General features: G+C 37.9%; 15 protein-coding genes, 1 rRNA gene and 1 riboswitch. Of the genes, 10 read left to right on the top strand and 6 right to left on the bottom strand.

The genetic code is table 11. The features are described 5' to 3' along the window. Positions 1–185: 185 nt before the first annotated feature. Together SB717_RS20845 and SB717_RS20850 are read left to right on the top strand one after the other, a co-directional pair. Positions 186–1535, top strand: coding sequence for a glucose-6-phosphate isomerase (locus SB717_RS20845; RefSeq protein ID WP_013059589.1), 1350 nt, complete (start codon positions 186–188; stop codon positions 1533–1535). A gap of 100 nt (positions 1536–1635) precedes the next feature. After that, positions 1636–2040 carry a YugN-like family protein gene (locus SB717_RS20850; protein WP_033580473.1) on the top strand — a complete coding sequence of 135 codons (405 nt, stop codon included), beginning with the start codon at positions 1636–1638 and terminating at the stop codon, positions 2038–2040. A 9-nt stretch (positions 2041–2049) separates the two neighbouring features. Here the strand turns inward: SB717_RS20850 and SB717_RS20855 are convergent, their stop codons facing one another. The 3 genes from SB717_RS20855 to cdaS form a co-directional block, all read right to left on the bottom strand. Beyond that, positions 2050–2838: a potassium channel family protein gene (locus tag SB717_RS20855; RefSeq protein WP_074681616.1), complete on the bottom strand. Its 789-nt coding sequence runs from the start codon at positions 2836–2838 to the stop codon at positions 2050–2052. Between the two features lie 67 nt (positions 2839–2905). After that, the gene (locus SB717_RS20860; protein WP_074681614.1) at positions 2906–3289 is read right to left on the bottom strand and encodes a VOC family protein; all 384 of its coding nucleotides are present in this window, start codon (positions 3287–3289) and stop codon (positions 2906–2908) included. A gap of 97 nt (positions 3290–3386) precedes the next feature. Next, on the bottom strand, positions 3387–4013 hold the full coding sequence (gene cdaS, locus SB717_RS20865) for a sporulation-specific diadenylate cyclase CdaS (protein ID WP_028412605.1): 627 nt from the start codon (positions 4011–4013) through the stop codon (positions 3387–3389). 313 nt (positions 4014–4326) lie between these two features. Next, positions 4327–4429, top strand: a riboswitch (SAM riboswitch). A 254-nt stretch (positions 4430–4683) separates the two neighbouring features. Between cdaS and SB717_RS20870 the strand changes: the two genes are divergently transcribed. The 7 genes from SB717_RS20870 to SB717_RS20900 all read left to right on the top strand — a co-directional run bounded on the left by SB717_RS20870 (position 4684) and on the right by SB717_RS20900 (position 10553). Next, positions 4684–5397: a phosphoadenylyl-sulfate reductase gene (locus tag SB717_RS20870; protein WP_025752724.1), complete on the top strand. Its 714-nt coding sequence runs from the start codon at positions 4684–4686 to the stop codon at positions 5395–5397. 19 nt (positions 5398–5416) lie between these two features. Next, a complete protein-coding gene (gene cysP, locus SB717_RS20875; RefSeq protein ID WP_410904584.1) occupies positions 5417–6496 on the top strand; it encodes a sulfate permease in 1080 nt (359 codons plus the stop codon). A 52-nt stretch (positions 6497–6548) separates the two neighbouring features. Continuing rightward, positions 6549–7700: a sulfate adenylyltransferase gene (gene sat, locus SB717_RS20880; RefSeq protein WP_074681612.1), complete on the top strand. Its 1152-nt coding sequence runs from the start codon at positions 6549–6551 to the stop codon at positions 7698–7700. A 12-nt stretch (positions 7701–7712) separates the two neighbouring features. Continuing rightward, positions 7713–8312, top strand: coding sequence for an adenylyl-sulfate kinase (gene cysC, locus SB717_RS20885; protein ID WP_045291553.1), 600 nt, complete (start codon positions 7713–7715; stop codon positions 8310–8312). Positions 8313–8403: 91 nt separating this feature from the next. Then, positions 8404–9183: a uroporphyrinogen-III C-methyltransferase gene (gene cobA, locus SB717_RS20890; RefSeq protein ID WP_098621272.1), complete on the top strand. Its 780-nt coding sequence runs from the start codon at positions 8404–8406 to the stop codon at positions 9181–9183. 13 nt (positions 9184–9196) lie between these two features. Then, on the top strand, positions 9197–9964 hold the full coding sequence (locus tag SB717_RS20895) for a sirohydrochlorin chelatase (protein WP_234483846.1): 768 nt from the start codon (positions 9197–9199) through the stop codon (positions 9962–9964). Then, positions 9945–10553, top strand: a complete 609-nt coding sequence (locus tag SB717_RS20900; RefSeq protein WP_074681606.1) for an NAD(P)-binding protein — start codon at positions 9945–9947, stop codon at positions 10551–10553. The genes SB717_RS20895 and SB717_RS20900 overlap by 20 nt, the downstream gene beginning before the upstream one ends. A 27-nt stretch (positions 10554–10580) precedes the next feature. On the opposite strand, the gene SB717_RS20905 is transcribed toward SB717_RS20900, so the two are convergent. From SB717_RS20905 to SB717_RS20915, 3 genes are all read right to left on the bottom strand, one after another. Beyond that, positions 10581–11258 carry an MgtC/SapB family protein gene (locus SB717_RS20905; RefSeq protein ID WP_013059577.1) on the bottom strand — a complete coding sequence of 226 codons (678 nt, stop codon included), beginning with the start codon at positions 11256–11258 and terminating at the stop codon, positions 10581–10583. A gap of 119 nt (positions 11259–11377) precedes the next feature. After that, positions 11378–12964, bottom strand: a complete 1587-nt coding sequence (locus SB717_RS20910; RefSeq protein ID WP_410904585.1) for an AMP-binding protein — start codon at positions 12962–12964, stop codon at positions 11378–11380. Positions 12965–13207: 243 nt separating this feature from the next. Then, positions 13208–13402, bottom strand: coding sequence for a hypothetical protein (locus SB717_RS20915; protein WP_013059575.1), 195 nt, complete (start codon positions 13400–13402; stop codon positions 13208–13210). Between the two features lie 354 nt (positions 13403–13756). Here SB717_RS20915 and SB717_RS20920 point away from each other — a divergent pair. After that, a 16S ribosomal RNA gene (locus tag SB717_RS20920) occupies positions 13757–13828 on the top strand; the annotation flags it as partial.

Here is a 13828-nt window from a genome sequence, read left to right on the forward strand (position 1 = left end):
TTCTGTAATCGAAGAACATTAGTTGACTTCATAACTGAATTTATCGTTAAATAAAAGGGTACATACAATGATTGCAGTTTCAACAAACTATAATGATTGTGTCAAACTGTAAGTGGATTCACTTGAATTCAGCTAACAGTTTCGATAAAGTGGAAAATAAAGATATTTTAATGGAGGAACAGATTATGACACATGTTCGTTTTGATTATTCAAACGCGTTATCATTTTTTGGTGAACATGAACTTACATACTTACGTGATGCCGTGAAAGTAGCTCACCATTCAATTCATGAGAAAACAGGTGCTGGGAACGACTTTTTAGGATGGGTAGACCTTCCTACGGAGTATGACAAAGAAGAATTTGCACGCATTCAAAAAAGTGCAGAAAAAATTAAATCTGATTCAGATGTATTAATTGTTATCGGTATTGGAGGATCTTACTTAGGTGCTCGTGCTGCTATTGAAATGCTTCAGCATTCATTCTATAACACATTATCAAAAGAACAGCGTAAAACTCCGCAAGTTATTTTTGCTGGTAACAACATCAGCTCAACATACATGAAAGACTTAATGGATGTTTTACAAGATAAAGATTTCTCTATTAATGTTATTTCAAAATCCGGCACAACAACAGAACCGGCGATTGCTTTCCGTATCTTCCGTAAATTATTAGAAGAGAAATACGGCAAAGAAGAAGCACGCAAGCGTATTTATGCAACAACAGATAAAGCGCGCGGCGCATTAAAAACATTAGCAGACGAAGAAGGTTATGAAACATTTGTTATTCCAGATGATGTAGGCGGCCGTTATTCGGTATTAACAGCGGTTGGCTTATTACCAATTGCTGCTGCAGGCCTTGATATCGAACAAATGATGAAAGGTGCAGCTGATGCTCAAGAAGCATTCTCATCATCAGAGCTAGAAGAAAACCCAGCTTATCAATATGCTGTAGCTCGTAATGTTCTTTATAATAAAGGAAAAACAATTGAAATGCTGATTAACTATGAGCCAGCTCTTCAATACTTTGCTGAATGGTGGAAACAGTTATTTGGTGAAAGTGAAGGAAAAGACCAAAAAGGTATTTACCCTTCATCTGCTAACTTCTCAACGGACCTTCATTCTTTAGGTCAATATGTACAAGAAGGTCGTCGTGATATTTTTGAAACAATTGTACAAGTTCAAGATTCTCGTCATGAGCTAACAATTGAAGAAGATGCAGCGGACTTAGATGGACTAAATTACTTAGCTGGTGAAACAGTTGACTTTGTAAACAAAAAAGCATTCCAAGGTACAATGCTTGCTCACACAGACGGAGGCGTTCCAAACTTAGTTGTAAACATTCCGGCGTTAGATGAGTATACGTTTGGATATGTTGTATACTTCTTCGAAAAAGCATGCGCAATCAGCGGCTATTTATTAGGAGTAAATCCGTTCGATCAGCCTGGAGTAGAAGCGTATAAAGTAAATATGTTTGCTCTTCTTGGAAAACCTGGTTTTGAAGAGAAAAAAGCAGAATTAGAAAAGCGTTTGAAATAAATAAAAAGTTCACCTTCTTGTTAGAAGGTGAACTTTTTTGCTTTTGAGATAAAGGATAAAAAGCTGGAAAAAGGATATGTTAAAACAGAGGAGGGATAAGATGATTGAATTATCTTCAAGATTAGACGGCACATTATTCAAGCTTTATGAATTAGAAAAAACGCTTAAGCCGCTTGGGTATAACATTGGAGGGAATTGGGACTATGATCACGGTTCATTCGACTATAAGATGAATGATGAAGTCGGCTATCAGTTTTTGCGCATCCCGTTTACAGCTACGAATGGAGAACTGGATTCTAAAGGAACAACGGTACAGATTGGTACGCCATTTTTACTTTCACATAAGTATCAAATTGGCCTAGATGACAATGTTCACAATGGAAACGTGGGTGCTTCATTTAACCAGTTTGCAGAACCCCAAGACGCAGACGCTTCATTTCCAGAAAAGTATATCAGCTTAGGAGAAGAGCTAATTAGAGAGGCAGAAGAGGCGCTGCTTCAGTAATTGAAGGGACTATTCTTTTCTTAAACTCTCTAATTTTTTCACAAAAATATGTTCGTACATGACCTGACTAATCAACTCGTTTGTTTTAATCATTTCATTTACCCCCAAATTTTGCGCATTTTGAATATGCTTTTTTGTTAACAGTTCAACGATGCTGTAAATAGAAGGGTTCAATCCTTGCAGAGCGACTAGCGTAACAATCGTATTCATGTCTGCATATTCTTCTGTCTTATGCTGATCCGCAGTAATAAGCACTTTTTTTGCGCACCGAGCATTGGCAAGTTCTAATACCTCATAGTGAGATGGACTTCCTTTAATAAAATGAACGCGATCACAGATCATGGGGTTTTTAGTCAGAGAATCGTCGATAAGAACAATGTCTTCTTTATGAAATGCGTCGCGATAAGACTCTAACACGAGTTTGGCGCGCTCATTCCACCCCACAATGATGAAGTGATCTTTTCCATAAAACTTTAAATTCCCTTCCAAATAAGCGCTCTCAGCGGAAACAGCAATTTTAGAAAGCGTGACAAAATAAGTAGTAATAAATCCCGTTCCAACCAGGACTAAAATAATTGCAGCTAACCTTCCAATCGTAGTGGTGGGAGCAAAATCACCGTACCCTATAGTAGAGATTGTAATAATAACCCACCAAATTCCTTCAAACACATTCCCAAACGTTTGCGGCTCTAAGAAATGTATAAGCATGCCGAAAAGTAAAACAAGACAGCCGATAATAAAAAGAAGCCGCACTAAAATAGAACGACGAAAAAGTCGAAATAATAGCCATTCCATCATAAAAAAACCTCCAGTGATTAGTCATAGCCACAGTATGACCATTTTTCACTGAAGGTATAAGATATCTTTATCTTTTTACTTCGTAATATTCAATCCATTCTTTGTCTGGACCGTAGAAAAATAAGTATCTTGCTCCATTTGGCAAAGTTACAATGTTTTCTTCCACAAATGAAATGCCTGCTGATTTTAAACGCTCAAACTCTTCTTCAATTCCGTCTACTGCCAGCGCAAAATGATGAACTTTACCTTCATTAGGTAAGCTTGAGTTATACCCTTGAATTAACTCTACGATTACATTTCCTTCTAAGCCTAGAAAAGCTAGCTTCAAAGACGGATCGGTATGTGGCAGTGTTTCGATGAGCTCTAGTCCCACTTTTTGTGTATAGAACTCAATAGATTCTTCTATGTCCTTTACTTGAACGCCTACATGTTCAAATTTTAAAATTGCCATATGCATCACCCGTATCTATAGTATGTAAAAACTATGAAATATATTAAAGAGAAAGGGTAGAGAAGTCAAGATAGGGCTGCTTGTCAGGAAAGGGCTCTTAAATCATATTTTTGCTGGAGTGAATAGGGTAGAGGCTTCCATCAAGAGCAAACGAAATTTTACCTGTTTCTTCGGATACAACTAAAATTAATGCATCCGACTTTTCTGACATTCCAATGGCTGCACGGTGACGTGTTCCCAATTTTTTGTTCGTTGAAATAATAGACGAGAGAGGTAAAACATTAGCAGCTGAAATAAGCTGATTATTTCTAATTAGGACGGCTCCGTCATGTAAGGGTGTCCCTGGATAGAACAGTGTCTCAACTAGCGTAGCGCTGACAGGAGCTTGAATAGGCATTCCTTTTTGAATAAGAGGGTCTACATTTTGTTCCCGTTCAATGACAATTAAAGCGCCGTGACGTTTCTCAGAAAGGTTATGAATAGCTAAGGACAGAGCAGCATATTCAAATGTATAAGGCGATAAGTAATGACGCAAGTAATAAGAGGCGGCCGTAGCTTGAACATCTTGAAATAACCTTCTCATCTCCTCAAAATCACATAGGATACAATGATCACTCGTGTCTAAATGTTTAATTAAATTAGAGGCTTCAGTTGAAATCTGCTGTAAATATGTTCGCACATTATTTTTAATTGTATCGTCTAATTGAAAGGGTTGTCTCTCCATCTTATATAGCTCCTATCTGTCAGTCAGTGTTATCTGTAATGTGTGCTAATGTGGGTGAATTATCCGTAAAGCTTATAAATCCCTTATTAATTTTATAGGGAGGTTTTGCGTTTTATTTAGCAAGAGAATATAAAAAGTTGGAGAAAAAAGAAAGCGTTTTATAAACTGATATGTTCACATTTGGTTTAAATTTACATATGTTGTTTTAAATAAAAGTATAGATATTTCTGTGAATTTAAAGTATAGTTTTCTTATCGGATATATGATTTTTAATGTTGACAAATATTCTAAATATGCTAAAATTTTTAAAAAATGCTTATCAAGAGTGGTGGAGGGATCTGGCCCGCTGAACCCCGGCAACCTGCTTAGCAAGGTGCTAATTCCAGCAAAGTGTGGATCATTTTGAAAGATAAGGTGAAAATTTATTGCCTACCCAGTCTTTCAATATGGAAGACTTTTTATTTTGATATAGCGCAAGCGATAATTTAAGGAGGGACATTAATGACTGTAACCCCCGACTTAAAACAAATCTTTGAGCACGTGGAAGCAAAGTAAGAATTAAATAGTTTCGCTGACTAGACACACTAGAGGCGGTTTTATCCAATTCTAGTGGGTAAAACCGTCTTTTTTTATTGGATAACGCGGATAACTAAGAATTGGAGTGAAGAAAATGGCAGACTTATATACGTACGAAAACTGGAGTGATACATTTCCAGAGTTCGATAGTGAAGATGAAACAAAAGGAGCCCTTTCAGCATTGCAGTGGGCGTATGATACCTATGGAGATTCAATTATTTATGCATCAAGCTTTGGTATTGAAGGAATCGTGTTAATTGATTTAATTTCAAAAGTGAAAAAAGATGCTGAAATTGTCTTTTTAGATACGGGCGTTCATTTTAAAGAAACATATGAAGTAATTGATGCAATTAAAGAACGCTTTCCTGATTTGCGTATTCATATGAAAAAACCGGATTTAACGCTTGCAGAACAAGCCGAAAAACATGGAGATGAGCTTTGGAAGAGTCAGCCTAACCTATGCTGTCAAATTCGAAAAATCATCCCGTTAAGGGAATCTCTTGCTCCTTATGATGCGTGGATTTCTGGTTTGAGACGCGAGCAGTCTGAATCCCGTGCCAACACGAATTATTTTAATAAAGATGAGAAATTCAAGAAAGTGAAAGTCTGCCCGTTAATTCATTGGTCTTGGAAAGAAGTTTGGCGCTATGTGTATAAGCATGATTTACCATATAACAAACTTCATGATCAAGGCTACCCAAGTATCGGCTGTGAGCCCTGTACCGCACCTGCCTACAATGTAGACGATTTACGTTCAGGAAGATGGGCAGGTACACAAAAAGTTGAATGCGGATTACACGAATCTTAAATACGAAAGAGCTGAATAAATGATGCTTTTATATGTTGCCTTTATCATTGCGCTTTTTTTTGCAATGAATATTGGGGCAAGCGGTGCAGCAGCTGCTATGGGCGTTTCATACGGCTCCGGTGCGATTAAAAAGCGAAGAGTAGCCCTTTTCATCTGTGCTGTAGGTATTGTGCTCGGAGCCATCATCGGAGGCGGTGAGGTGGTAAGAACCATCAGTTCAGGTATCATACCTGAAAAATTGCTGTCAGTAGAATTAGTTATTATCATTCTGGCTGCTGCAACGCTGTCACTCTTTTTCGCGAATTTAATTGGTATCCCTCTATCAACAAGTGAAGTAACGGTTGGCTCAGTTGTTGGGGTAGGAGTAGCTTATCAATCTCTGTATGTGGAAAAACTTTTAGTTGTAATGTCTTTTTGGATGATTGTTCCGCTGGTTTCATTTGTCATTGCTTTTTTGATTGGAAAAGTGATAAAACGCAGAGCCCATAAAAAGGAAGCAGAGGGAAAGTGGAAAAGAGTTTTAACGATTTTAGTTATAGCGACGGGATTCTTTGAAGCCTTCTCAGCTGGAATGAATAACGTGGCAAATGCTGTCGGTCCTCTAGTAGGAGCTGGATTAATGGATGCTACAACGGGTGTCATAGCAGGAGGATTGGCTGTGGCGCTTGGAGCTCTTTTATTAGGAGGCCGAGTTATTGAAACAAACGGAAAAAAAATTACTCGCTATTCTGTAGGAGAAGGTTGTATTATCTCGGGTACTGGTGCTTCTCTTGTTACAGCAGCTTCACTTTTTGGTTTGCCTGTACCGCTTACACAGGTCACTACGTCTTCTATTATTGGAATAGGAGCAGCGAAAACGGGATTTACGAAAGAACAGCGCGAAGTGGTCATTCAAATGTTAAAGGTTTGGGTGGTATCCCCTGTGTTTTCACTCGTAATCTCATATGTTCTTGTGAAATTAGTACTTGAAAGCGACTTATATTCATTTGTGGTGCTAGCTAGTGGCTGCATTGCCACAGCAGGTGTTCTAAGCTTAGCTAGGACGACTAGAAGAAAAAGAGCAAGCTTGCAGTCGGAAAAAGAAAAAATGACTGCGTGATTCAAGTGCTTTTTATTATATTGTGTTAATTACTTAAGGAGGATTTTACAAAATGACAACAATTCAAGCACACGGTGGAGAATTAATTAATTTATATCAACCAACATATGACTACACGTCACTAACAAAAGAAATTGAAGTAGACAACATGGCTCTAAGTGATTTAGAACTAATTGGAATTGGTGCTTACAGCCCAATTACAGGGTTTTTAGGAGAAAAAGATTATCAATCCGTTGTTGAAAATATGCGTCTAGCAGATGGAACTGTATGGAGTATTCCTATTACTCTTCCCGTAACAGAAGAGCAAGCTAAAGAATTAAACATTGGCGACAAAGTAAAACTAGTTCAAAGCGGCGTAACGTATGGTGTTCTAGAAGTCTCTGAGGTATATACACCAAATAAAGAAAAAGAAGCGGAAAATGTGTACCGCACGGCAGAACTTGCTCATCCTGGCGTGAAAAAAATGATGGAACGCCCAAATGTATACGTAGCAGGTCCAATCGTACTTGTAGAACGTACACCTAAAACGCGTTTTGAAAAGTATTACCTAGATCCAACTGAAACAAGAGCAGCATTTGAAGAACGCGGTTGGAAAACGGTTGTTGGATTCCAAACTCGTAACCCTGTTCACCGTGCGCACGAATATATTCAAAAAACAGCATTAGAAATTGTAGACGGCCTGTTCTTAAATCCACTTGTAGGAGAAACAAAGTCAGATGATATCCCAGCAGATATCCGTATGGAAAGTTATGAAGTACTTTTAGAGAACTATTATCCTAGCGATCGTGTAGCTTTGGCAGTTTTCCCTGCTGCAATGCGCTATGCTGGACCTAGAGAAGCTATTTTCCATGCAATGGTTCGAAAAAACTTTGGATGCACACATTTCATTGTAGGCCGTGACCATGCTGGTGTTGGTGACTACTATGGAACATATGACGCACAAAAAATCTTCAGTAACTTTACAGCAGATGAATTAGGAATTACACCTTTATTCTTTGAACACAGCTTCTACTGCAAGAAGTGTGAAGCGATGGCATCAACGAAAACATGCCCTCACAGCAAGGAAGATCATATGATTCTATCTGGAACAAAGGTACGTGAAATGCTTCGTAACGGAGAAGTGCCACCAAGCACATTCAGCCGTAAAGAAGTAATTGAAGTGTTAATTAAAGGATTAGCAAACCAAAAAGTATCTTCAAAATAAGGAGCGGTTGAAGTGAGCAAATCAACAAACATTACGTGGCATGATGCTGGAATTACAAAAGAGGAAAGACGCGAGCAAAACAATCATCACAGTTTTGTATTATGGTTTACCGGTCTTTCTGGTTCAGGTAAATCTACCGTGGCAAACGCAGTGGCAAAAGCGCTTTTTGATAAAAATATTCGCAATTATGTATTAGATGGTGACAATGTTCGTTTTGGCTTAAATAAGAATCTAGGGTTTTCTGCTGAAGATCGTACAGAAAATATTCGCCGTATCGGTGAGGTTTCTAAGCTGTTCGTAGACAGCGGTCAAGTGGTACTAACAGCATTTATCTCTCCATTCCAAGAAGACCGCGCTCAAGTGCGTGAGATCTTAGAGGGGAATGAATTTTTGGAAGTATACGTGGAGTGTCCGTTAGAAGAATGTGAAAAAAGAGATCCAAAAGGCCTTTACAAAAAAGCAAGAAGCGGAGAGATCCGTGATTTTACAGGAATTGATTCTCCGTATGAGTCACCGGCTAATCCTGAAGTAACAATTAATACAAGCACACAGTCTGTAGAAGAATGTGTACAAACTGTGATTGAATATTTAGCTAACCGAAAATTCATCTAAATGACAGCGGACTTTGTCCGCTGTTCTAATTCAAATTAAAATGTGGGAGCGCTGCGGAGACGTGGAAATGATGGAAGGGTGAAAGGCATTCATGGGGAAAGTATATCTAGTCGGTGCAGGACCAGGAGATCCAGATTTAATTACATTAAAAGGGTTGAAAGCAATTCAGCAAGCAGATGTTATCTTATATGATCGTTTAGTGAATAAGGACCTGCTGGAGTATGCTAAAAGTGATGCTGATATTATTTACTGCGGAAAGCTTCCAAATTATCATACCCTCAAGCAAGAAACAATCAATAACTTTTTAGTGAAATTCGCTAAAAAAGGGAAAATTGTAACGCGCTTAAAAGGCGGAGATCCCTTTGTTTTCGGACGCGGAGGGGAAGAAGCAGAAGCTCTCGTGCAACAAGGCATTTCATTTGAAATTGTTCCAGGAATTACATCAGGTATCGCAGCCGCTGCTTATGCAGGAATCCCTGTCACTCACCGGGAATACAGCGCAAGCTTTGCTTTTGTAGCAGGGCACCGTAAAGACAGCGAGCATGATGCAATCAAATGGGACAGCCTAGCCAAAGGTGTAGATACTCTTGCCATTTATATGGGAGTGAGGAACTTACCGTACATTTGTCAACAGTTAATGAAACATGGAAAAACCTCAGCTACGCCAATTGCATTGATTCACTGGGGCACATGTGAGGACCAGCGCACTGTAACTGGAACTCTTGGTACAATTGTTGATATTGTTAAAGAAGAACAAATTGAAAATCCCAGTATGATTATCGTTGGTGAAGTTGTAAATTTTCATGACCGATTGAATTGGTTTGAGAAGACTGGACAGCATTACTATTCGTATGCACAAGAAGCTTACTAAAGAGGTTGATTATATGGATGCAGTTTTATATGTTTGCCATGGCAGCCGCGTAAAAGAAGGCGCTGATCAGGCAGTTGCTTTTATTGAAAGGTGTAAAAAAAATCTAGATGTACCGATTCAAGAAGTTTGTTTCCTAGAACTAGCTTACCCTACTATTGAACAAGGATTTGAAGCGTGTATTGAACAAGGTGCTACTCGTATTGCAATTGTGCCGCTGCTGTTATTAACAGCTGCGCATGCAAAGCATGATATACCTGAAGAAATACACAAAGTATATGAACGCTATCCACAGGTAGAAGTGCTGTACGGAGAACCGTTCGGCGTAGACGAACGAATTGTTGATATCTTAGTAGAGAGAATCAATGAAACCAACGTGGATAAGCATGAAGATTCGATGGTATTGCTGGTCGGCAGAGGAAGCAGTGATCCTGCTGTAAAAAAAGATTTTAACGAAATAGCTCAATTGCTAAAAGGTAAAGGAGCTTTTAAAGAAGTCAGCACATGCTATTTAGCTGCCGCTGCTCCTAATTTAAAAGAAGGCCTGCACCTTGCTAAACAAACTTCGTATAAGCAAGTATTCGTTCTTCCTTACCTTTTGTTTACCGGTATTTTAATGAACGAAATTAAGGAAGAATTGGAGCAGTTATCAACAGATGACCGGCAGTTTATCTTAGCCAACTACCTAGGTTATCATGATGGACTTGCACACATTTTAAGTCATCAAGTAAAAACGTTATTATCGAGCAAAGGAAATCAATACGATGTATACCGTTATGCTTGATTTAAAGGATCGTTCGGTCTTAGTAGTGGGAGGCGGAACAATCGCAACTCGTAGAATTAAAGGTTTTTTACAAGAAGGAGCAGCCATTACAGTGGTTGCTCCAACTGTTTCAGCCGAAATAAATGAGTGGGAAGCTAAAAATCAGCTACGTGTAAAAAGAAAAAAAGTAGGAGAAGAAGACTTACTTAATGTTTTTTTTATTGTTGTAGCTACAAATGATCAAGCTGTGAATAAGTTTGTTAAGCAGCATATTAAAAATGATCAGTTGGTTAATATGGCCAGCAGTTTTTCTGATGGAAATATTCAAATTCCTGCACAGTTTTCTAGAGGGAGATTATCGCTAGCAATATCCACAGATGGCGCTAGTCCTTTGTTGACAAAACGAATTAAAGAAGAATTATCTTCAATTTATGATGAGAGTTACACACAGTATACACAGTTTTTGTATGAATGTAGAGTTCTTATCCACAGATTGAATGTATCAAAGAGCCGTAAACATGAGTTATTAACAGAAATTATCGATGATCAATACCGGCTGTCTCTAGTAAAACAGAGGGAATTTTTACAACAGATTGAAAAATATAAATAAAAAAACGGCCAATTGGCCGTTTTTTATTTATACATTTTCAACTTCAATGCTACGAATACCGCTGATTTTTTGAATCTCGTAATACACTTCTGTAGTAGGACGCTGATTATTAACTGAGACTTTCATACGTATATATAATTCATTGGTGTCTAAATCTTTGATTCGAATATTTTTTATCGTAATATTCTTTTCTCTAATGCTGTTAGTTGTATCAAAAATATTGTGCTTATCAGCCAGCTTGAGTTGAAGAATAAGCTCTTTCTCGCGCAGTTGCCTAGGCCCTAGAATAGTAATAAGGAAAGGAAGAAGTTCAACGCTGATGATGAGCAGTACAACTCCGGTAATAGCTTCAGGATAAAACCCTGCACCTACAGCAATGCCTATACCTGCTGCTCCCCAGATAATAGCCGCTGTTGTAAGCCCGGAGATGCTGTCATTTTCTTTTCGTAAAATGACACCCGCTCCTAAAAAACCAATTCCGGAAACAATTTGAGCAGCCAGACGAAGCGGGTCCATTGTGATATGGTCACCTTTATTAAAAATTTGAGAAGACTCAATCGAAACAATCGTGAGTAAACAGCTAATAATGGAAATTACGAGAGATGTTTTTAAACCAACAGGCTTTCGTTTTAGTTCCCTTTCAATTCCAATAATAAGACCAAGTACAGCAGAAATACCTAATTTGAGCAACATTTCATTTTCCATTATTTTCACCTATTTCAATAGACATTGTTGTTTATATCTGTATGAAGGAAGAAAAACAGATATGTATCAGTATAGTAAACTTTTCTTCATAATGACAGGTGGAATTCGAAAAAATCTGATTATTTATAAAGTGCTACGATCTTTTCTTTTAATTTATATTTTTGAATCTTGCCGGATGCCGTCATGGGAAAGTCGTCTATAAAATAAATATGTTCGGGAATTTTGAAACGAGCAAGCTTACCTTTGCAAAAGTCTTTGATTTCTTGAGCGGTAAGAAAAGAATGTTGCTTGAGTTTAATGCATGCAGCAACTCGTTCTCCATACTTTGGATCAGGAATACCGACAATTTGCACATCTTCTACCTCGGGTATTCTATATAAAAACTCTTCAATTTCTCTTGGGTAAATATTTTCTCCGCCTCTAATAATCATATCTTTTAGGCGTCCTGTAATTTTCACATAGCCATCTTTATCGATGGTAGCCAAATCTCCTGTATGTAGCCAGCCTTCTACAATTGTTTTTTCTGTTTCTTCCGGCATTTTGTAATATCCTTTCATTGTTAAATATCCTTTTGCACAAAGTTCTCCTTGTTCTCCGAAAGAAGCTTGTTTACCTGTAACTGGATTAATAATTTGGATCTGTACATGATCATGCACTTTGCCAACCGTTTGTACTCGCCGCTCGATCGAATCAGTTGGGGTTGTTTGGGTGATTACGGGAGATGTTTCGGTTTGACCATAGGCGATGGTAATTTCGTTGATACCCATGTCATGTATGACTCGCTTCATTACTTCTGCTGGACAATTAGAACCAGCCATGATTCCTGTGCGAAGAGTAGATAAATCATATTGATTAAACTCAAGTGCATTTAATTCCGCAATAAACATAGTTGGTACACCGTGAAGAGCTGTACATTTTTCTTTCTCTACGGTGCGTAAAACAGAGGAAGGCTGAAATTCAATAATCGGTAGCATAGTAGCACCTACGGATACGCATGCTAGAACGCCCAGCACACATCCAAAACAATGAAAGAAAGGAACTGGGATGCATAGGCGGTCTTCGTTAGTCAGTTTCATAGACTGAGCAACTAAAAAGCCGTTGTTTACTATATTATGGTGACTTAGCATAACTCCTTTTGGAAAACCTGTTGTTCCGGAAGTATATTGCATATTGATAACTTCATGGATATGTAAGGATTGCTCATACTTATCGAGAATCTCATCCGATACCATTGAGCTACTCATTAAGAACTCGTTCCAAGAAGTATGTTCGCTTGATCCACTTAAGTTTATAAGATGTTTTAGTTTGGGAAGATTATGCTCAATGCCGGTGATAATAGACGTATAAGAAGTGCTTTTAAATTCATCAATGAAAAATAGCGCTGCTGTATCAGAATGACTCAATACATACTCTAATTCAGAGGACTGGTAGCTTGTATTAAGGGTAACTAAAACAGCGCCTATTCTAGCGGCTGCGAATTGCAGAAGCAACCATTCTGGCACATTGGTAGCCCAGATAGCGATATGATTGCCTTTTTTGAGACCGGTAGCTAGAAGTGCCTTTGCAACTCGAGAGGTTTCTTGATAAAACTCTGCGTACGTATAGCGAATATTTTGTTCAGAGTAGATAACCGCTTCTTGATGCCCAAACTTTTTTGTACTTTCTTTTAAAAGTTCTCCAACCGTTAATTCAAGCAATGGTTTCATTTGGGTTCCTCCTTGAATAATGTTAAAGTATATATGAAAGCGTTTTCTAAAAGTAGTTTATCAAATTTAAAGAAAGTGTTCCAAAAAATCATTCGACAAATTCCTTCACTGTCCACCGCACGTATGAAGAAGGGGGGGACTAAATTTATCGTATTGATTTCAATAAGTAAGTATACCGAATGCAAATATTGTAATAAAATAAAGAAATGTCTCCTTATTATAAGAAGACAACGTAACATCATGTTAATAAAGAATGGTATAAAAATATGAAGTAAACAAACAAAAAATCATGCTGAATGTTGAAAGTGAAATAAATGAAAGGCCGTTGACTTTGCCTTCTTTATTAGACATTTGAATTGATTCCCAATAAGCAAGTGAAATTAAGAGAATAGACATACAAAAGGACAAATAGAGTGCAGCTGCAATTAAGGTATCCAAGTGAACGCCTCCTTGGCGGATAATGATTTAATAGACATTATGCTAGTTTGGATCTAGATATGCTAGTATCTATTAATTGGCTAACGTTTCGTGTACAAGAAAATAGTTTTTAAAAATATATCGAAAAACTATTGCACAATAAAAGAAGGCATGGTATATTATTAAATGTCGCTAAGATGAACTGCTGAAGCAAACATCGAAGTGATAAACAAATAAAAAAACTTGTTGACAACTAGGTTGCAACTTGTTATGATAGTAAAGTCGCTTAAGAGCGGCGGTTGAACTTTGAAAACTGAACAAAGCGACAAACGTCAACGTTAATTTTTATTTTTTAAATTGAGCAAGTCAAACATTTCTTCGGAGAGTTTGATCCTGGCTCAGGATGAACGCTGGCGGCGTGCCTAATACATGCAAGTCGAGCGAACT

Source organism: Priestia sp. SIMBA_032 (genome assembly GCF_046535215.1).
Lineage (GTDB): Bacteria > Bacillota > Bacilli > Bacillales > Bacillaceae_H > Priestia > Priestia aryabhattai.

Bases quoted from the DNA above. Each gene is read 5' to 3' on its own strand.
- SB717_RS20845 (WP_013059589.1), top strand. From the start codon at position 186: ATGACACATGTTCGTTTTGATTATTCAAACGCGTTATCATTTTTTGGT.
- SB717_RS20850 (WP_033580473.1), top strand. From the start codon at position 1,636: ATGATTGAATTATCTTCAAGATTAGACGGCACATTATTCAAGCTTTAT.
- SB717_RS20855 (WP_074681616.1), bottom strand. From the start codon at position 2,838: ATGATGGAATGGCTATTATTTCGACTTTTTCGTCGTTCTATTTTAGTG.
- SB717_RS20860 (WP_074681614.1), bottom strand. From the start codon at position 3,289: ATGGCAATTTTAAAATTTGAACATGTAGGCGTTCAAGTAAAGGACATA.
- cdaS (WP_028412605.1), bottom strand. From the start codon at position 4,013: ATGGAGAGACAACCCTTTCAATTAGACGATACAATTAAAAATAATGTG.
- SB717_RS20870 (WP_025752724.1), top strand. From the start codon at position 4,684: ATGGCAGACTTATATACGTACGAAAACTGGAGTGATACATTTCCAGAG.
- cysP (WP_410904584.1), top strand. From the start codon at position 5,417: ATGATGCTTTTATATGTTGCCTTTATCATTGCGCTTTTTTTTGCAATG.
- sat (WP_074681612.1), top strand. From the start codon at position 6,549: ATGACAACAATTCAAGCACACGGTGGAGAATTAATTAATTTATATCAA.
- cobA (WP_098621272.1), top strand. From the start codon at position 8,404: ATGGGGAAAGTATATCTAGTCGGTGCAGGACCAGGAGATCCAGATTTA.
- SB717_RS20895 (WP_234483846.1), top strand. From the start codon at position 9,197: ATGGATGCAGTTTTATATGTTTGCCATGGCAGCCGCGTAAAAGAAGGC.
- SB717_RS20900 (WP_074681606.1), top strand. From the start codon at position 9,945: ATGTATACCGTTATGCTTGATTTAAAGGATCGTTCGGTCTTAGTAGTG.
- SB717_RS20905 (WP_013059577.1), bottom strand. From the start codon at position 11,258: ATGGAAAATGAAATGTTGCTCAAATTAGGTATTTCTGCTGTACTTGGT.
- SB717_RS20910 (WP_410904585.1), bottom strand. From the start codon at position 12,964: ATGAAACCATTGCTTGAATTAACGGTTGGAGAACTTTTAAAAGAAAGT.